Origin of the sequence: Bradyrhizobium sp. HKCCYLRH2060, assembly GCF_051168135.1 — a bacterium.
Lineage (GTDB): Bacteria > Pseudomonadota > Alphaproteobacteria > Rhizobiales > Xanthobacteraceae > Bradyrhizobium.
The window spans coordinates 405,504-422,544 of record NZ_JBNPUK010000003.1; the positions used below are offsets into that span (position 1 = coordinate 405,504).

The following is a 17,041-nucleotide window of genomic DNA, read 5'->3' on the forward strand; positions in this document are numbered from 1 at the left end:
GCGCTGCAACATTGCGTGCTGGCATGCCTGCCGAGAGTTGACCGCGCGTGTTCGGGGAGCGGCCATATGGCGTTTGCGCGAGGGCGTGATCCGCTGCAATATGCCGGCCAATCGTCGCGACAATGCAGTGGGAAGTGAAACCAGATGGCAGCTCCGATCAAGTTCGGTATGGGACAAAGCGTTCTCCGGAAAGAGGATGACGCGCTGATTCGCGGCAAGGGCCGCTACACCGATGATCTCGCGCCATCCGCTGCCCTGCATGCCCTGGTGCTGCGCTCGCCGCATGCCCATGCCCGGTTCACCATCGATGTCACCCAGGCGCGGCTGTTGCCGGGCGTGGCGCTGATCCTGACCGCCGAGGACACCGCCGAGCTCGGCGGGCTGCCGTGCCTGTTCAATCTCGAGACCGATCCGTTCACGGCACCGCCTTATCCGATCCTCGCCAAGGACGAGGTGCGCCACGTCGGCGATGCCATCGCCTTCGTCGTCGCCGACACGCTCGACCACGCGCGCGATGCGCTGGAGGCGATCAAGGTCGAGTGGACGACGCTGCCGGCGGTGACCGGCGTCGTGAACGCGATCAAGGCGGATGCGCCGCAAGTCTGGGCCGAGCACAAGGGCAACGTGCTGTTCGATGTCGGGATCGGCGACAAGGCGGCGGTCGCGGCGGCGTTCGCGAAGGCGCATGCGGTCGCCGAGATCCGCATCGTCAATCCGCGCGTGGTGGCGAGCTTCATGGAGACCCGCGCCGCGGTCTGCGACTACGACACCAAGCGCGACCATCTGACCCTGACGGCCGGCAGCCAGGGCAGCCACCGCCTGCGCGACATCCTCTGCCAGAACGTGCTGAAGATCCCGACCGAGAAGATGCGGGTGATCTGCCCGGACGTCGGCGGCGGCTTCGGCACAAAACTGTTTCCCTACCGGGAATACGCGCTGGTCGCGGTCGCCGCGCAGCGGCTGCGCAAGTCGGTGCGCTGGGCCGCCGACCGCTCCGAGCATTTCATGGGCGATGCGCAGGGCCGCGACAACGTCACCACCGCCAAGATGGCGCTGGCCGAGGACGGCAAGTTCCTCGCGATGGACGTCGACCTGATGGGCGACATGGGCGCCTATCTGTCGACCTTCGCGCCCTATATCCCGCATGGCGGCGCCGGCATGCTGCCGGGCCTTTACGACATCCAGGCCTTCCACTGCCGCGTGCGCACGATCTTCACCCACACCGTGCCGGTCGACGCCTATCGCGGCGCGGGCCGTCCCGAGGCGGCCTACGTCATCGAGCGTCTGGTCGATGCCTGCGCGCGCAAGCTCGACATGTCCGTCGATGCGATCAGGCGCAAGAACTTCATTCCGCCGCGCGCGTTGCCCTACAAGACCGCGACCGGCAAGGTCTATGATTCCGGCGATTTCAACGCGCACCTCAAGCGCGCCATGGAGATCGCCGAGTGGAAGGAGTTTTCGAAGCGCGCCAAGGCCGCCAAGAAGCACGGTCTCATTCGCGGCATCGGGCTCGCGAGCTATGTCGAGGTCTGCGGCACCATGGGCGAGGAGACCGCCAATGTGCGGCTCGACCCCAACGGTGACGTCACCATCCTGATCGGCACGCAGTCGAGCGGGCAGGGCCACCAGACCGCCTACGCCCAGATCGTCGCCGAGCAGTTCGGCCTGCCGCCGGAGCGCGTGCACATCCATCAGGGCGACACGGCCGAGATCGCGACCGGCCTCGGCACCGGCGGCTCGGCCTCGATCCCCTCCGGCGGCGTCAGCGTGCAGCGCGCCACCCATGAGCTCGGCGACAAGCTCAAGCAGATCGCGGCCGAAGCGCTCGAAGCCGGGCTCGGCGATCTCGAGATCGCCGACGGCGTGATCCGCGTCGCCGGCACCGACCGCGCGATCTCGTTTGCCGACCTCGCCAAGCGTCCCGGCGTCGATCCTGACAAGCTCAAGGGCAGCGCCACCTTCGCCAGCGCCGACGGCACCTATCCGAACGGCACCCACGTGGCCGAGGTCGAGATCGACCCGGCGACCGGCATCATCAGGATCGTCAACTACGTCATCGTCGACGATTTCGGCGTGACGCTGAATCCGCTGCTGCTGGCCGGCCAGGTGCATGGCGGTGCGGTGCAGGGCATCGGCCAGGCGCTGATGGAGCAGGTGGTCTACAGCAACTCCGACGCCCAGCTCGTCACCGGCAGCTTCATGGACTACGCGCTGCCGCGCGCCGCCGACGCGCCGTCCTTTACCTTCGAGACCCACAACGTGCCCTGCAAGACCAATCCGATGGGCGTCAAGGGCGCCGGCGAAGCGGGGGCGATCGGCTCCTGTCCGGCCGTCGTCAATGCGATCGTCGAAGCCCTCTGGCGTGAGTACAAGATCGATCACATCGACATGCCGGCGACCCCGGAGCGCGTCTGGATCGCGATCCGGGAGCAGCATCGCCGTCATAGTCTCTGAGTACTCTCCCTCCGGATCTCCTCCGATATCCGCCTCAATTCCGGAATAATCCGCCGGCTGAGGGGTTGACCAACCGAGCGACCCCGTCCGGGTGGGCTGGACGGGATTGTGACAACAAAGGAGCGAATTGATGAAGCGGACTGTCGTGGCTGTCGCAGCTTTGCTGCTAGGGGCCGGCGCCGTGATGGCACAGCAGGATCTGGTCAAGCATAGCCAGGACACGATGAAGGCCAACGCCAAGAACCTCGGCGGTGTCCTGATCGCGATGGTCAAGGGCGAGAAGCCGTATGACCAGGCCGCCGTCAATGCCGCTCTGGCCCAGCTCGAGGACACCGCCAAGAAGCTGCCGACGATGTATCCGGCGAGCCTGAAGGGCGCCAAGTTCGAAGGCGACTACGCTCCGTCGCCGAAGATCTGGGAAGACCAGGCGGGCTTCAAGGCCAAGATCGACAGCTTCGCCAAGGTCGTCACCGAGGCCAAGGCGAAGATCAAGGATCTCGACAGCCTGAAGGCGACCGCGCCGGGCATCGGCAAGGAATGTGGCGGCTGCCACGAGACCTTCCGTCTCAAGAACAGTTGATCTGACCTGCCATCCACGGGGGCGGACGCGACATGGCGTCCGCCCCCGTTTGTCTGCGCCGCGCGGGCGTCCTGACGTATCACGGCGCCGCCGAGCTCCGGTGATGATCGCCGGGCCGACGATCTCCTCCTGCTGTGACGGAGCCACCATGCTACGCCGCCTCCTGCTTGCTCTCTGCGTGCTCGGCGCCGCCGGCCTGACGGTGTTCTGGTGGTTGACCCAGCCGTCGACGATCACGCTCGCAGCGGCGACGCGCGCGCCGGATCTCGCCAACGGGCAGGAGATGTTCAACATCGGTGGCTGCGCGTCCTGTCACGCCGTGCCGAACCAGCCGGACCGGCTGAAGCTCGGCGGCGGCCTGCCGCTGAGCTCGCCGTTCGGGACGTTCTATGCGCCCAACATCTCGCCCGATCCCACTGACGGTATCGGGCGCTGGAGCGAGGCCGAGTTCGTCAATGCGGTGGTGAGGGGCGTGTCGCCGGACGGCAGCCACTACTACCCGGCGTTTCCCTATCCCTCCTACGCGGCCGCGAAGATCGACGACGTCCGCGATCTCTTCGCCTACATGAAGACGCTGCCTCCGGTTGCGGGCGCCTCGCGCGCGCACGACATGCCATTTCCGTTCAACATCCGTCGCACCGTCGGGGTCTGGAAGCTGCTGTTCTTCGACGGCAAGCCCTTTGCCGCCAACGCCTCGCGCCCGGCGGAGTGGAATCGCGGCGCCTATCTGGTCAGCACCTTCGGCCATTGCGCCGAGTGCCACAGCCCGCGCAATGCGCTCGGCGGCATCGTCTCGGCGCAGCGGCTGGCGGGTGGGCCAGAGCCGGAAGGTCAGGGCTTCGTGCCGAACATCACCCAGAAGGGCTTGTCCGACTGGAGCGAGAGCGACATCAGCTATTTCCTCGAGACCGGACAACTGCCCGACGGCGACAACGTCGGCGGCTCGATGGCGCGGGTGATCCGCAACACCTCGCAGCTCTCGCCCGAGGATCGCAAGGCGATGGCGGTCTATCTGAAATCGCTGCCGCCGGTGGAAGGCCCGCCGAAGCCGAAGAAGCCGGCAAGCTGATCAGTTCGGCGGGCGCGCGCGCTCAGGTCAGATCGGCTTGAAGCTGCCGTCGCTCTGGATCACCGTCAGCGACACCGGCGGTGGATTCTCCTTGCGCGCGTTGCCGAAGCTGACCACCAGCCCGCCGATGTCGAACTGGCCGACCTCGTTGATGATGCGGAGCAGCTCGGCGCGGGTCGGGTTCGGCCCGGTCATCGCCAGGGCGCGCGCCACCAGTCGGCCGGTGATGTAGCCCTCGAGGCCGATGAAGTCCGGCGTCTGGCTCGGATCGAGCGTCTTCATCGCGGCCTGATAGTCGGCGACGATGCGGAGGTCGGTGTCCCACGGAAACGGCACCACCTCGGAGACGACGACGCCGCGGCCTTCCGGGCCGAGCTCCTTGGCGAGCGCGTTGCCGCCGACGAAGGAGACCGCCGTAAAGGTCGGATTGAAGCCGCTGCGATGCGCCATCTTGATGAACTCGGCGCACGGGCCGTAGGTGCCGACCAGGATCACCGCTTCAGGCTCCGCGCGCCGAATGACCTTGAGCGCCGCGCCGACAGCGCGCGTGTTGCGCTCGAACGTGCCTTCGGCCGCGAGCTCGAGGCCGCGGCGATCGAGATGCGTCTTCACGCCGGCCAGTACGTCGCGGCCGAACGCGTCATCCTGATAGAAGATCGCGATGCGGGTCAGGTGAAGCTCTTCGGTGAGATACTTGATCGAGGCTTCCGCCTCCGCCGCGTAGCTCGCGCGGATGTTGACGATGTTCTGGAATTCAGGCGTCCGCAGGAATTCGGCGCCGGAGATCGGCCCGATGAAGGGGACGTCGTTGGAGGCCGCGATCGGCGCAGTGGCCATCGCGGTCGGCGTGCCGACGGCGCCGATCAGCGCGAACACCTTGTCCTCGTAGATCAGCTTGATGGTCTCGACGACCGAGCGATCGGGGTCGTAGCCGTCGTTGCGGCTCAACAACTTGAGCCTGCGTCCGTAGACGCCGCCCTTGGCGTTGAGCTCGTTGAAGGCCGCCAGCAGTCCCTGGCGCGCCGCTTGGCCCAGCGCGGCCGACGGGCCTTCCAGCGCCGCCACTTGGCCGAACATGATGGTGTCGTTGGTGACGCCGAGCTCGTCGGCGCGCGCAGACCCCAGCGGGAGCACGCCGGCGATCAAGATGAGAATGAAGGAGATCCGAAGGCTTGAAAACCAGTTCATTGCGATCTTCGATGCACGGGGTACACTTGATGACAACTCAGTCTAGGCGTGTTGAATGAAGACCTCGCTAAAGACGTAGCCCGCGCTTGATCGCGTTTTGGGCGGCCCTCAACAGTCAGCCGTTAACCAAGCCCCGGTTTCTGGTACGCCACAACGGATCATCTTTGACCGTCCTTAACTTACCGCGGCCAGCATCGGCCGCATCGTGGTGAGGGGCAGCCGTTTGGCGGGGGCCATATTGCAGGTTGAAGAGTACAGCGCACCGACGCTGCAGGAAAAGGATGATGCTCGCAGCGGTAGCGGGCGCGAGAGGCTGCGCGCGTCGTTATCGCGATACCGCCTTTATCGCCCTGCGATCATCGCGGCATGCGTCGGTGTCGTGCTGTCGGTGGTCGGGACGGTTGCCGTGGGACGCTGGGAGAACCGGCTGGCGCGCACCGATTTCGAAGGCTTGGCCGAAGCCCAGGCGATCCTGGTCCAGAACGGCGTCAACGAATATGTCAGCCGGCTGACCGCGCTGCGCACCCGCTTCGAATCCGCCAACGACGACATTACGCGCAGCGAGTACCAGACCTTCAGCGCGCGCCTGTTCGAGTCGCATCGCGGCATGCTGCGGCTGGCGTGGCTGCCGCGGATCAAGCGCAAGGAGCGCGGCGAATACGAGGCGGCGGCGATCACCGACGGCGTTCCCGCGTTTCGCATCAAGTCCTATCCCGACGGCACCGTCGCGCCGGAGAGCGACGAATACTATCCGGTCTACTTCTCCACCGAGGCGAAGACCTCGCCGGTCTACGGTCTCGACTATTGGAGCATTCCCGACCATCGCGCCGTGCTGGAGCAGTCGCGCGACTACGACGTGATCGGCGCGTTGCGCACGCGTCAGAACCTGATCAATCAGAACGAGCGCAATAACGCCGTGATGATCGGCATCCCCGTCTACGCCAAGGGGACGTCGCGCACGACGGTCGCCGACCGCCGGCGCAATCTCTCTGGCTTCATCATCGGCGTGTTCGACCTGCCGACGCTGTTGCAGTCGGTGCGCGCGAACAATCCCAACAGCCCGGCGCTCGCGATCAACCTGCTGCCGCCCGAGCGCGTGATCAATGCCTCCGGCGTGGACCCGCAGCGCTGGCCCGCGGACCCCAGCATCTGGTCGACGACCTTGCGCATCGGCGATGCCGACTGGGTGTTCCAGGCGGCGCCCGCCGGTGGCAGCCTGATGGCGAGCCACAATCGCGCGCTGGCGCTGTATGCGGCCGGCATGGCGACGACGATCTTCCTTGCCGTGTATCTCGCGCTGTCGAGCCGTAACGCCCTGCAGCTCGCCCTCGCCAATCGCCGCGTGCTCGAGCTGGCGCAGACCGACGCGCTGACCGGCCTTGCGAACCGCGCCTTCTTCCTCGAGGAAATGGAGCGCATCAACGACGAGAAGAGCGGCCGCTTCACCGTCTTCCTGCTCGACCTCGACCGCTTCAAGAACGTCAACGATTCGCTCGGCCATGGCGCCGGCGACGAGCTGCTGGTGCAGGTGGCACAGCGGCTGAGATCGCAGTTGCGCGACGAGGACGTGCTGGCCCGGCTCGGCGGCGACGAGTTCGCCCTGATCCAGGCCGGCGCCTCCGACCAGCGCGCCGCCGCGATCGAGCTCGCGCAGCGCATCACCCGGCTGATCGCGGAGCCGTACCAGCTCGGCGGACAGCGCGTCGAGATCGGCACCAGCATCGGCATCTCGCTCGCGCCCCAGCACGGCCGCGACCAGGAGCACCTGCTCAAGAAGGCCGACCTCGCGCTCTACCGCTCGAAATCCGCCGGCCGCAGCTGCTACACGCTCTATGACGACGCGATGTCGGCCGAGCTCGAGGCGCGCAACACGCTCGAGGGCGATCTGCGCGACGCCATCGCGCAGTGCCAGTTCGAGGTGCACTATCAGCCGTTCTACGACGCCGAGACGCGCGAGCGGTGCGGCGTCGAGGCGCTGGTGCGCTGGCGCCATCCGGTCAAGGGGCTGGTGCCGCCGGACAAGTTCATCCCGCTTGCGGAGTCGACCGGCCTGATCGTGCCGCTCGGCGAATGGATCATCGGGCGCGCCTGCGACGACGCCACCGCATGGCCCGACGACGTCAAGATCGCCGTCAATCTGTCGCCCGTCCAGTTCAAGCAGGCCGAGCTGTTCGACGTGATCCAGTCGGCGCTCGCGAGGTCGGGCCTCGATCCGAAGCGTCTCGAGATCGAGATCACGGAGTCGGTGCTGCTGGAGCGCGCGGCCGAGAACGAGAGCTTCATCGACCGGCTGAAGGGCCTCGGCATCTCGCTGGCGCTCGACGATTTCGGCACCGGCTATTCGTCGCTGCGTTCGTTGACGGCGTTCCCGTTCAACAAGATCAAGATCGACAAGTCCTTCGTCGCCAATCTGAGCGTGCGCGACGAAAGTGCCGCCGTGATCTCATCGGTCGTGACGCTGGCGCGGGGGCTCGGCATCCAGATCACCGCCGAAGGCGTCGAGACCGAAGAGCAGCTGGTGCAACTGCGCTCGCTCGGCGTCAACTTCGCGCAAGGTTATCTGCTGGGCCGGCCGATGCCGGTTGAGCAGCTCGAGCAGCATCTGGAGATCGCCCGCGCTGCATCCGAGGCCGACGAGCCGCAGCCGGCCGAAGACGCATCCGAGGACGACGCATCCGAGGACGACGATCCGCGCTCGGCGGCCGTCGTCGCGCTCATTCCCCGGTCCGGGGCGCTGCTATCCCTCGCATCCAACGGCTGAGCGGCGAGGCGGCTTCGGCATCTGCGTCGACCGGCAGGCGTGCCAGGCCCAGCATGGCGGCCTCGCGCGCGGCGCTCGGCGTGATGCCGTAGGCGGTCTTGAACAGCCGCGTGAAATGGGCATCGGTGCCGAGCTGCCAGCGCCGCGCCACCTCGCTGATGCGCTGTGTCCGCGACCCGGTCCCGGCGAGATCGAAGAACGCGCGATGCAGGCGGCGGCTGCGGATGTAGTCGGCGATGCCGCCGATCGGCGCGAACAGGCGATAGAGCGACGCGCGCGACATCCCGAAATGCAGCGCCACCGCGTCGGCGCTGAGCTCGGGGCTCGACAGCTGCGCCTCGATGTATTGGCGGATGCGGAGCAGCGAAGCATCCGGCGTCACGCTGCGGTCGGCATCGCGGCGTTCGAGCTCGCCGCGCAGGCAGGCCGAGATCAGCGCGATCGTGCCCTCGACCGCGGCCTGGCACTCGTCGAAACTCATGCGCGGCGCACAGTCGAGCAGTGCGCCGAAATGCCGCGCCAGCAGCGGCGCCAGCGCGCCGCTGCGCGGCAGCACCAGGCCGTGCAGGTCGTCGACCTGCAGCAGGCGCGCATCGAACATCGGACGGGGAACGACCAAGGTAATGTTCTCGAACGGCGTCGCGCGCGTTTCGAGTGTCTGGGCGAGATCGAGCACGCAGAGGTCGCCGGCCTCGACCCGGATCGGCGCGGCCGCCGCGACCCCCTCATAGCTGCCGCTCACGTAGAGCTGCAGGATGATGTGGTCGACGCCGCTGCGGGCAATGGTCTCGGCCGATCGGCGGAACCGCTGGCCGCTCGCCCGGGCCGATCCGAGCAGCACGGAGCCCAGCGCGTAGGACAGCACGTCCGCCCTGAACGGAGCGGCCTCGCCGGCCGCGAGTTCGTCGACCTCGAAAAACGTCGAAGTGGCCTCGCGCCACGCCGCGATGTTCGCCTCGGTGTCCATCTGCTCGGCGCAAAAGCCGTAACTCGGCAGCAGGGACGAAACGGCTTTGATCTCACTCTTCACACGGCGCCGCAGTCATTCTTGAGTTTTCGTCTCAACCTCTTGATCGACCGTATCGGATCGGTTGCTCGCCTTGACCGGGTGCTCCGCGCACCCGCTATAGAACGCCTATCGCCGAGTTGCCGAAAGGGAAAGCCGGGCCGTTCGACGGTCCCCCATTGCCCCTCACGATCGAAAGGTCCGGCTTTCCGGCCCACTGGCGCGAATTGGCGGACAACGGTCTCCGGCCGCCACCGTCTTTCATGACGAAACCATGCTTGACCCATTTTCAGGACCTCGGCGCCCGTCGGTCACGACGGGCGCCTTTGTCGTGGGGCAGGCGGCCGACGGGCAGGCCGCGCCCGGTCGGGACGAGCGCGTCGCTAGGTGGCGCCGAAGGCCTTGAACGTGATGATGGTGTGGGTGTCCTGAATGCCGGGCAGGACCTGGACCTTCTCGTTCACGAAGTGGCCGATGTCGGTGTCATTGTCGACGTAGAACTTCACCAGCAGGTCGTAATTTCCCGCCGTCGAGTAGATCTCGGAGGCGATCTCGGCTTCCGCCAGCGCATTGGCGACCGTGTAGGACTGGCCGAGCTTGCACTTGATCTGGACGAAGAAGGGAACCATTGCGGGCTGTCTCCGGAAGGCATCTTTCGCCTCAATATAGCGTTTTCCGGCGAAGTCGATACGCTTTCTCCGGCGACCGGGCCTGCTTGCCGGGCGCGGCCGGCCCGCGCTAGGAAGGGGCATGAGCACCCCCGTCGCACTCACCATCGCCGGTTCGGATTCCTCCGGGGGAGCCGGTATCCAGGCCGACCTCAAGACCTTCGCGGCGCTCGGCGTCTACGGCGCCTCGGTGCTGACGGCGCTGACCGCCCAGAACACCAGGGGCGTGACCGGGGTGCATCTGGTGCCGCCCGATTTCGTCACGGCGCAGATCGACGCGGTGTTCGATGACCTCGACGTCGGCGCGGTCAAGATCGGCATGGTGGCGCAGGCGCCGATCGCCGACGCCATCGCGGCAAGCCTTGCGCGCTGGCGGCCGCGGCATGTCGTGCTCGATCCCGTGATGGTCGCGACCTCGGGCGCGCGGCTGTTGCCGGAGGATGCGATCGACGCGCTGCGCCGCCGGCTGATCCCCCAGGCGACGCTGATCACGCCGAACCTGCCCGAGGCGGCCGCGCTGCTCGACGAGCCGGTCGCTGATACGGACGAGGCGATCGCGGCGCAAGGCCGCCGGCTGCTCGCGCTCGGCTGTCCGGCCGTACTGATCAAGGGCGGTCACGGGCAGGGCGCCGACAGCACCGATTACCTGATCACATCAGCGACCAGCATCCCGTTGCCGTCGCCGCGCATCGACACGAAGAACACCCACGGCACGGGCTGTTCGCTGTCGTCGGCCGTGGCCGCAGGGCTGGCGAAGGGGGAGAGCCTCGAGGCGGCCGTGCGCAACGCCAAGGCCTTCATCTCCGGCGCGATCGCGGCGGCCGATCGCTTCACGGTCGGACACGGCCACGGCCCGGTGCATCATCTCCACCGCTATTATTGAGGTCACACATCTTTGAGGTCACTTCCCGTGGCAACTCAGCTTAGCTGGCGGCAGCCGAAATAGCTGGGGCGGACAACGGCTGCATCATGCCTGCGCTCCGCAGGAGATGACGGAATGATGACGCGTTTCGCGGCGGTGGCTGCGGTGCTGTTCGCCGCGGTGGCGACACCGGTGCTGGCCCAGCGGGCCTATTCCGCCCAGGAGGAACGCAACAATGCGATCGTGCTCGACTTCTATGAGCAGGGCCTCAATCGCAAGGATTTCGAGGCGGCGTCGAAATATCTCGGCACCTACATCCAGCACAATCCGAATGCCGAGGATGGCCCTGAGGGATTTCGCAAGTTCATCGAATTTCTGAAGGCCAAGTTTCCACAGTCGCACAGCAGGATCACGCAGGTGCATGTCGACGGCGACTTCGTCGTGCTGCGCGTTCACGCCATCCGCGAGCCCGGCACCCGCGGCAACGCCATCGTCGACATCTTCCGTCTCAAGGACGGCAAGATCGAGGAGCACTGGGATTCGGTTCAGCCCATTCCCGAGCAGTCGGCCAATCCCAATGGGATGTTCTGAAGAACGCGTCTGAAGGCGTCTCCCGCCGGCGGATCATGGTCCGCGCGCGAGCGCGATTTCCCGACGCACGCCCCTCATCACGCGCGAGCGGTATTCGCCTGGCGATTCGCCGAACCAGCGATTTGACGCGCGGAAGAAGGTGCTCTGGTCGGCATAGCCGAGCAGATAGCCGATGTCGGTGAGCGTCATGCGGAAGTCGGCGAGATGGCGCTGGGCCAGCTCGCGCCTGACATCGTCGACGAGGTCGCTGAAGGAGAGGCCTTCATCGGCGAGCCGGCGCTGGAAGGTGCGGTCGCTCAAGCCGAGCTCGGCTGCGATGGCCGAGCGCAGCGGGCTGCCGTCGGGCAGCAGCCTGGCGATCGCGGTGCGGGCGCGATGCGCGGTGTCGGCCTTGACCAGGCGCTCCAGCGCCTCGTCGGCGATCCGATCGTGGATTGCCGAAAGCTCGGGCGCCGAGGTCGTCAGCTTGCAGGCGAGATCCTGTTCCGACACCAGGAAGCCGTTGAACGGCGCATCGAATTCGAGCGGGGATTGGAACGCCCTGTTGTAGCACGCGATCGACAGCGGCACCGCATGCGAGAAACGCGTCGCGAGCGGCGTCAGCGGACGATCCAGCATCCACCGGCATAGATTGAGCAGATTGACGACGCCGTAGTCATAACGCTGCCGCGGAATCGGGCATTCACCGCCGAACACGTCGGTTCGTATCCAGCGACCGCCAGAGCCCTGCTCGAGCGTGATGGTCACCGCGTCGCTCACCAGGCACATGTAGCGGATCAGGCGCATCAGCCCGGCGAGAAGAGTGGGGCTCGACATCATGGCGTAGCCGGCGACGCCATAGTTGTCAGGTCGCGGCGCATCGAGCTTTGCCAGCCCGATGTCCGGATTGCCCGAACGCTCGGCCGCCAGCACCCACAACCGGCTCAGCGCCTCGGTCGGCCAGCGTCGGTCGCAATCGTCGAGATCGCCGATCGACAGGCCGACCTCGGCAAACAGCGCGGCGGCATCCAGACCTTGCTCGTTCAGCGTCGTCGCAACGCCGCGCATCCAGGACGACGATGTGGTTCGAATCTGCTGAGCCATCCCTTGGCCTTCTGGAGCCAGTGCTTTGGCATCCTCGGGTCATTGTGCAGATGCACATGAGACTGCATAGCACCTGATATTGGCGATCGCGATACCAAAATCGGTGGTGCGACCGCATGGCTGGCGCGCAGGAGAAATCATGCCCGTTCTGAAAACCAATGACGGCACAGAGATTTACTACAAGGATTGGGGCTCCGGCCAGCCGATCGTGTTCAGCCATGGCTGGCCGCTGTCAGCCGATGATTGGGATGCGCAGATGCTGTTCTTCCTCAATCACGGCTTTCGCGTCATCGCCCACGATCGCCGCGGCCATGGCCGCTCGGCCCAGGTCGCCGACGGTCACGACATGGATCACTATGCCGACGATCTCGCGGCACTGACCGCACATCTCGATCTCAACAGCGCGATCCATGTCGGCCATTCGACCGGCGGCGGTGAGGTCGTGCACTACCTCGCGCGCCATGGCGAGAGCCGCGCGGCCAAGGCTGCGATCATCGCCGCGGTGCCGCCGCTGATGGTGCAGACCGCGGCGAATCCGGGCGGACTGCCGAAATCCGTGTTCGACGACTTCCAGACCCAGGTCGCCACGCGCCGCGCGGAATTCTATCGCGACGTCGCCGCTGGGCCGTTCTACAACTACAACAAGCCTGGCGCCAAGCCGTCCGAGGCCGTGATCCAGAACTGGTGGCGCCAGGGCATGATGGGCAGCGCCAAGGCGCATTACGACGGCGTCGTCGCCTTCTCGCAGACCGACTTCACCGAGGATCTCAAGACGATCACCTTGCCGGTGCTGGTCATGCACAGCGAGGACGACCAGATCGTGCCTTACGCGGATTCCGCGCCGCTGTCGGCCAGGCTGCTGAAGAACGGCGTGTTGAAGACCTACAAGGGCTTTCCGCACGGCATGCCGACCACGGAAGCCGAGACCATCAACGCCGATCTCCTGTCCTTCATCAAGAGCTGATCAGGGGAGGCTTGCATGACCTGGGGAATTCCGACGGCCCTGTTTCTTCAGATCCACGTGGTGCTGAGCCTGATTGGAATCGCGACCGGGCTCGTGATGCTCGCCGGCATGCTGGCAGGCCGCCATCTGGCGGCCTGGGCGGCGCTGTTCCTGGTGACGACCTTCCTCACCGGCGTGACCGGCTTTCCGCTGCCGCCGTTCGGTCTCGACCCGCCGCGCATCATCGGCATCATCCTGCTCGCGCTGCTGATTGCGGCCAGCGCCGCCCTCTATGCGTTCGGGCTATCGGGATGGTGGCGACGGGTCTATGTCGTCACCGCGCTGCTCTCGCTCTATCTCAACGTCTTCGTCGCGATCGTGCAGTCGTTCCAGAAGATCGGCGTGCTCAATGCGCTGGCGCCGACGCAGAGCGAGCCGCCGTTCGCGGCAGCTCAGCTCGTCGCGCTCGCTCTGTTCATTGCTTTCGGTGTCTTCTCGTGGCGGCGTTTCGCGCCCACCGCGCTGGCGCCGCGAGCTTCGCTCACCTGATCCGTTCGGTCTTTCAAGGAGAACCTCGTGTCCAAGCTCGAAATGTTGACCCCGCAGAACTGCGCCGTGGCGCTGATCGACTATCAGCCCGCGATGTATCAGGGCGTGCAGTCGCATGATCGCCTCGGCGTGTTCAACAACATCCAGATCGTCGCCAAGGCGGCCAAGCTGTTCAAGATTCCGACGGTGCTCACCACGGTCGCCAAGGACTCGTTCTCCGGTCCCTTCATGCCGGAAGTGACCGAGCTGTTTCCGGAGCACGACATCGTCGACCGCACGGCGATGAACTCCTGGCTCGATGCCGGCTTCCGCAAGCAGGTCGCCGCCACCGGTCGCAAGAAGTTCATCATCGCGGGACTCTGGACCGAGGCCTGTGTGCTGTTCCCGACGCTCGACATGCTGCGCGAAGGCTATGAGATCTACATCCCGGCCGATGCCTGCGGCGACCTGTCGCTCGAAGCGCACAACCGGGCGATGGATCGCGCGGTGCAGGCCGGCGCGGTGCCGATCACCTCGTGCCAGTTCGCCTTCGAGCTGCAGCAGGACTGGGCACGTGCCGAGACCTATGACGGCATGATGGAGATCCTGAAGGCGCATTCGCCCTACGGCATCCAGATCCGCTTCTCGAAATGGGCGCTCGGCGAGCACGCCTCCGAGGGCGGGGCGAAGTAGCGCTGAGGCATCCCATGAAGATCTACCTGTTTTCGCTCGGGGCAGGGCTGCTGGTCGGCGTGATCTACAGCCTGCTTCAGGTCCGCTCGCCGGCGCCGCCGCTGGTGGCGCTGGTCGGCCTGCTCGGCATCCTCGTCGGAGAGCAGGTGATCCCCGTGGGCAGGCAGCTCCTGGACGGCACCAGCCTTGCGGCTGCGTGGCAGAAGGCAGCCTGCGCCACGCACATCTTCGGCCTGCTGCCCGGCCATCACGGCCGGGCAGAGACCACCATTGCTACGCAAGACGAGAAGGCCTCATGAGCGACCATCCCGATCTCATCCTGCATCGCGGCCTGTTCACGACGCTCGACCGTTCCAATCCCGCGGCGAGCGCGGTCGCGATCAAGGACGGCGTGTTCACCGCGGTCGGCCACGAGCAGGACGTGATGAAGCTCGCCGGCCCCCGGACGAAGGTCATCGATCTCAAGGGCCGTCGCGTGCTGCCTGGCCTGATCGACAACCACCTGCACATCATCCGCGGCGGACTCAACTTCAACATGGAGCTGCGCTGGGACGGTGTGCGCTCGCTCGCGGACGCGATGGCGATGCTCAAGGCCCAGGTCGCCATCACGCCGCCGCCGCAATGGGTGCGCGTGGTCGGCGGCTTCACCGAGCATCAGTTCGCCGAGAAGCGGCTGCCGACCATCGACGAACTCAACGCCGTCGCGCCCGACACCCCGGTGTTCCTGCTGCATCTCTATGATCGTGCGATTCTCAACGGCGCCGCGCTGCGCGCCGTCGGCTACGACAAGCACACGCCGCAACCGCCCGGCGGCGAGATCGCGCGTGATGCCGAGGGCAATCCGACCGGTCTGCTGCTCGCCAAGCCGAACGCCGCCATACTCTATGCGACGCTCGCCAAGGGACCGAAACTGCCGTTTGACTATCAGCTCAATTCCACCCGGCACTTCATGCGCGAATTGAACCGCCTCGGCGTCACCGGCGCGATCGACGCGGGCGGCGGCTTCCAGAACTATCCGGACGACTATGCCGTGATCCAGAAGCTGGCCGATGACGGCCAGCTCACGATCCGGCTCGCCTACAATCTGTTCACGCAGAAGCCAAAGGGCGAGAAGGACGATTTCCTGCGCTGGACGCAAAGCTCGACCTACAAGCAGGGCAACGACTATTTCCGCCACAACGGCGCCGGCGAGATGCTGGTGTTCTCGGCCGCCGATTTCGAGGATTTTCGCGTACCGCGGCCGGACATGCCGGCCGAGATGGAAGGCGAGCTCGAAGAGGTGGTGCGCATCCTCGTCCAGAACAAATGGCCGTGGCGGCTGCACGCCACCTATGACGAGACCATCTCGCGCGCGCTCGACGTGTTCGAGAAGGTCAACCAGGATACGCCGCTCGAGGGTCTCAACTGGTTCTTCGATCATGCCGAAACGATCTCGGACCAGTCGATCGACCGCGTCGCCGCGCTCGGCGGCGGCATCGCCGTGCAGCACCGCATGGCCTATCAGGGCGAGTACTTCGTCGAGCGCTACGGTTTTGGCGCGGCCGAGGCGACGCCGCCGGTGAAGAAGATTCTGGACAAGGGCGTCAAGGTCTCCGCCGGCACCGATGCGACGCGCGTTGCCTCCTACAATCCCTGGGTCTCGCTGTCCTGGCTGGTCACCGGCCGCACCGTCGGCGGCCTGCGGCTGTATCCCCAGCGCAACTGCCTCGATCGCGAGACCGCTTTGCGGATGTGGACCGAGAACGTCACCTGGTTCTCCAATGAAGAGGGCCGCAAGGGCCGCATCGCGGTCGGGCAGTTTGCCGATTTGATCGTGCCGGACCGCGACTTCTTCTCCTGTGCCGAGGCCGAGATCGCCGACATCGCCAGCGACCTCACCATGGTCGGCGGCCGCGTCGTCTATGCGGCGTCAGATTTCAAGATGCTGGACGACTCCGCGCCGCCGCCGGCGATGCCGGACTGGTCGCCGGTGCGCCGCTTCGGCGGTTACGGCGCGTGGCTCGCGAAGGATGAGACCGGCGCGGTGCGTGCCCAGGCGATGCAGATGTGCGGCTGCGCCAATGCCTGCGGCGTCCACGGCCACGACCATGCACGGTCCTGGTCGAGCCAGTTGCCGATCGCCGACCTCAAGAGCTTCTGGGGCGCGCTCGGCTGCGCCTGCTGGGCGGTGTGATGGCCGTGATCCCGGACACGCCGCGGCCGGTCGCAGCGGTGCTCGCCTGGCCGTGGCTCTGGCCCGCGGCGCGGCTCGCGCTCGTCTCGGCCTATGTGATCGGCGGCGTCCAGAAGCTGATGGATTTTCCCGGTGCCGTCGCCGAGCAGGCCCATTTCGGCCTGCAGCCGGCGGCGCTGTGGGCGGTCGCTGCAATCGCCGTCGAGCTGATCGGCTCGCTGCTCGTCGTGGTCAACCGCTTCGCCTGGCTCGGCGCCGGTGCGCTCGGCGTGCTCACCTTCGTCGCCATGCTCACCGCCAACGACTTCTGGCACATGGAGGGCCATGACCGCTTCATGGCGCTCAATTCCTTCTTCGAGCATCTCGGCCTGATCGCCGGTCTCGTGCTCGTCTCCATCATGTCCTGGCGCGCGCGCCGCGCCTGATCCGGTCTCCATTTGTC

At 66.3% G+C, this 17,041-nt stretch carries 16 protein-coding genes; 12 read left to right on the forward strand and 4 right to left on the reverse strand.

Translation table 11 applies throughout. The features are described from left to right. Positions 1–144 precede the first annotated feature (144 nt). From ACQR10_RS09575 to ACQR10_RS09585, 3 genes are all read left to right on the forward strand, one after another. Positions 145–2,454, forward strand: a complete 2,310-nt coding sequence (locus ACQR10_RS09575) for a xanthine dehydrogenase family protein molybdopterin-binding subunit (protein WP_434911926.1) — start codon at positions 145–147, stop codon at positions 2,452–2,454. A gap of 130 nt (positions 2,455–2,584) precedes the next feature. Further along, positions 2,585–3,034, forward strand: coding sequence for a c-type cytochrome (locus ACQR10_RS09580; RefSeq protein WP_434911927.1), 450 nt, complete (start codon positions 2,585–2,587; stop codon positions 3,032–3,034). Between the two features lie 148 nt (positions 3,035–3,182). Next, positions 3,183–4,103 (forward strand): cytochrome c, encoded by a 921-nt coding sequence (locus ACQR10_RS09585; protein ID WP_316218785.1) that lies wholly within the window; start codon positions 3,183–3,185, stop codon positions 4,101–4,103. Positions 4,104–4,130: 27 nt separating this feature from the next. Here the strand turns inward: ACQR10_RS09585 and ACQR10_RS09590 are convergent, their stop codons facing one another. After that, the gene (locus ACQR10_RS09590) at positions 4,131–5,291 is read right to left on the reverse strand and encodes an ABC transporter substrate-binding protein (RefSeq protein ID WP_315805321.1); all 1,161 of its coding nucleotides are present in this window, start codon (positions 5,289–5,291) and stop codon (positions 4,131–4,133) included. Positions 5,292–5,529: 238 nt separating this feature from the next. Here ACQR10_RS09590 and ACQR10_RS09595 point away from each other — a divergent pair, with 238 nt between their 5' ends. Next, a complete protein-coding gene (locus ACQR10_RS09595) occupies positions 5,530–8,052 on the forward strand; it encodes a bifunctional diguanylate cyclase/phosphodiesterase (protein ID WP_315805322.1) in 2,523 nt (840 codons plus the stop codon). Here ACQR10_RS09595 and ACQR10_RS09600 read toward each other — a convergent pair. Continuing rightward, complete coding sequence (locus ACQR10_RS09600) at positions 8,006–9,070, reverse strand: helix-turn-helix domain-containing protein (protein ID WP_316182993.1); 1,065 nt, start codon at positions 9,068–9,070, stop codon at positions 8,006–8,008. The two genes, ACQR10_RS09595 and ACQR10_RS09600, sit on opposite strands and share 47 nt — an antisense overlap. A 371-nt stretch (positions 9,071–9,441) precedes the next feature. Further along, positions 9,442–9,687, reverse strand: a complete 246-nt coding sequence (locus tag ACQR10_RS09605) for an Lrp/AsnC ligand binding domain-containing protein (protein WP_315805323.1) — start codon at positions 9,685–9,687, stop codon at positions 9,442–9,444. Between the two features lie 121 nt (positions 9,688–9,808). Between ACQR10_RS09605 and thiD the strand changes: the two genes are divergently transcribed. Continuing rightward, entirely contained in the window at positions 9,809–10,609 is an 801-nt protein-coding gene (thiD, locus tag ACQR10_RS09610; RefSeq protein WP_315805324.1) for a bifunctional hydroxymethylpyrimidine kinase/phosphomethylpyrimidine kinase, read from the forward strand. Positions 10,610–10,723: 114 nt separating this feature from the next. Then, positions 10,724–11,179: a nuclear transport factor 2 family protein gene (locus tag ACQR10_RS09615; RefSeq protein WP_434911928.1), complete on the forward strand. Its 456-nt coding sequence runs from the start codon at positions 10,724–10,726 to the stop codon at positions 11,177–11,179. Between the two features lie 33 nt (positions 11,180–11,212). On the opposite strand, the gene ACQR10_RS09620 is transcribed toward ACQR10_RS09615, so the two are convergent. Further along, the gene (locus tag ACQR10_RS09620; RefSeq protein ID WP_316218786.1) at positions 11,213–12,262 is read right to left on the reverse strand and encodes an AraC family transcriptional regulator; all 1,050 of its coding nucleotides are present in this window, start codon (positions 12,260–12,262) and stop codon (positions 11,213–11,215) included. 139 nt (positions 12,263–12,401) lie between these two features. Here ACQR10_RS09620 and ACQR10_RS09625 point away from each other — a divergent pair, with 139 nt between their 5' ends. Genes ACQR10_RS09625 through ACQR10_RS09650 form a run of 6 tightly spaced genes read left to right on the forward strand, consistent with a single transcriptional unit; the run spans position 12,402 to position 17,024 of the window. Next, entirely contained in the window at positions 12,402–13,226 is an 825-nt protein-coding gene (locus tag ACQR10_RS09625; protein ID WP_316218787.1) for an alpha/beta fold hydrolase, read from the forward strand. Between the two features lie 15 nt (positions 13,227–13,241). Further along, positions 13,242–13,754 carry a hypothetical protein gene (locus tag ACQR10_RS09630; RefSeq protein ID WP_316218788.1) on the forward strand — a complete coding sequence of 171 codons (513 nt, stop codon included), beginning with the start codon at positions 13,242–13,244 and terminating at the stop codon, positions 13,752–13,754. A 27-nt stretch (positions 13,755–13,781) separates the two neighbouring features. Then, positions 13,782–14,426, forward strand: a complete 645-nt coding sequence (locus ACQR10_RS09635) for a hydrolase (protein WP_315712755.1) — start codon at positions 13,782–13,784, stop codon at positions 14,424–14,426. Positions 14,427–14,440: 14 nt separating this feature from the next. Further along, the gene (locus ACQR10_RS09640) at positions 14,441–14,725 is read left to right on the forward strand and encodes a XapX domain-containing protein (protein ID WP_316218789.1); all 285 of its coding nucleotides are present in this window, start codon (positions 14,441–14,443) and stop codon (positions 14,723–14,725) included. Further along, entirely contained in the window at positions 14,722–16,599 is a 1,878-nt protein-coding gene (locus ACQR10_RS09645) for an amidohydrolase (RefSeq protein ID WP_316218790.1), read from the forward strand. The genes ACQR10_RS09640 and ACQR10_RS09645 overlap by 4 nt, the downstream gene beginning before the upstream one ends. Next, positions 16,599–17,024 (forward strand): DoxX family protein, encoded by a 426-nt coding sequence (locus ACQR10_RS09650; protein ID WP_315805331.1) that lies wholly within the window; start codon positions 16,599–16,601, stop codon positions 17,022–17,024. The genes ACQR10_RS09645 and ACQR10_RS09650 overlap by 1 nt, the downstream gene beginning before the upstream one ends. Positions 17,025–17,041: the final 17 nt, after the last annotated feature.

What these genes read in the sequence shown, in the direction of transcription:
- ACQR10_RS09575 (WP_434911926.1), top strand. Translation starts at nt 145, where the DNA reads ATGGCAGCTCCGATCAAGTTCGGTATGGGACAAAGCGTTCTCCGGAAA.
- ACQR10_RS09580 (WP_434911927.1), top strand. Translation starts at nt 2,585, where the DNA reads ATGAAGCGGACTGTCGTGGCTGTCGCAGCTTTGCTGCTAGGGGCCGGC.
- ACQR10_RS09585 (WP_316218785.1), top strand. Translation starts at nt 3,183, where the DNA reads ATGCTACGCCGCCTCCTGCTTGCTCTCTGCGTGCTCGGCGCCGCCGGC.
- ACQR10_RS09590 (WP_315805321.1), bottom strand. Translation starts at nt 5,291, where the DNA reads ATGAACTGGTTTTCAAGCCTTCGGATCTCCTTCATTCTCATCTTGATC.
- ACQR10_RS09605 (WP_315805323.1), bottom strand. Translation starts at nt 9,687, where the DNA reads ATGGTTCCCTTCTTCGTCCAGATCAAGTGCAAGCTCGGCCAGTCCTAC.
- thiD (WP_315805324.1), top strand. Translation starts at nt 9,809, where the DNA reads ATGAGCACCCCCGTCGCACTCACCATCGCCGGTTCGGATTCCTCCGGG.
- ACQR10_RS09615 (WP_434911928.1), top strand. Translation starts at nt 10,724, where the DNA reads ATGATGACGCGTTTCGCGGCGGTGGCTGCGGTGCTGTTCGCCGCGGTG.
- ACQR10_RS09620 (WP_316218786.1), bottom strand. Translation starts at nt 12,262, where the DNA reads ATGGCTCAGCAGATTCGAACCACATCGTCGTCCTGGATGCGCGGCGTT.
- ACQR10_RS09625 (WP_316218787.1), top strand. Translation starts at nt 12,402, where the DNA reads ATGCCCGTTCTGAAAACCAATGACGGCACAGAGATTTACTACAAGGAT.
- ACQR10_RS09630 (WP_316218788.1), top strand. Translation starts at nt 13,242, where the DNA reads ATGACCTGGGGAATTCCGACGGCCCTGTTTCTTCAGATCCACGTGGTG.
- ACQR10_RS09640 (WP_316218789.1), top strand. Translation starts at nt 14,441, where the DNA reads ATGAAGATCTACCTGTTTTCGCTCGGGGCAGGGCTGCTGGTCGGCGTG.
- ACQR10_RS09645 (WP_316218790.1), top strand. Translation starts at nt 14,722, where the DNA reads ATGAGCGACCATCCCGATCTCATCCTGCATCGCGGCCTGTTCACGACG.
- ACQR10_RS09650 (WP_315805331.1), top strand. Translation starts at nt 16,599, where the DNA reads ATGGCCGTGATCCCGGACACGCCGCGGCCGGTCGCAGCGGTGCTCGCC.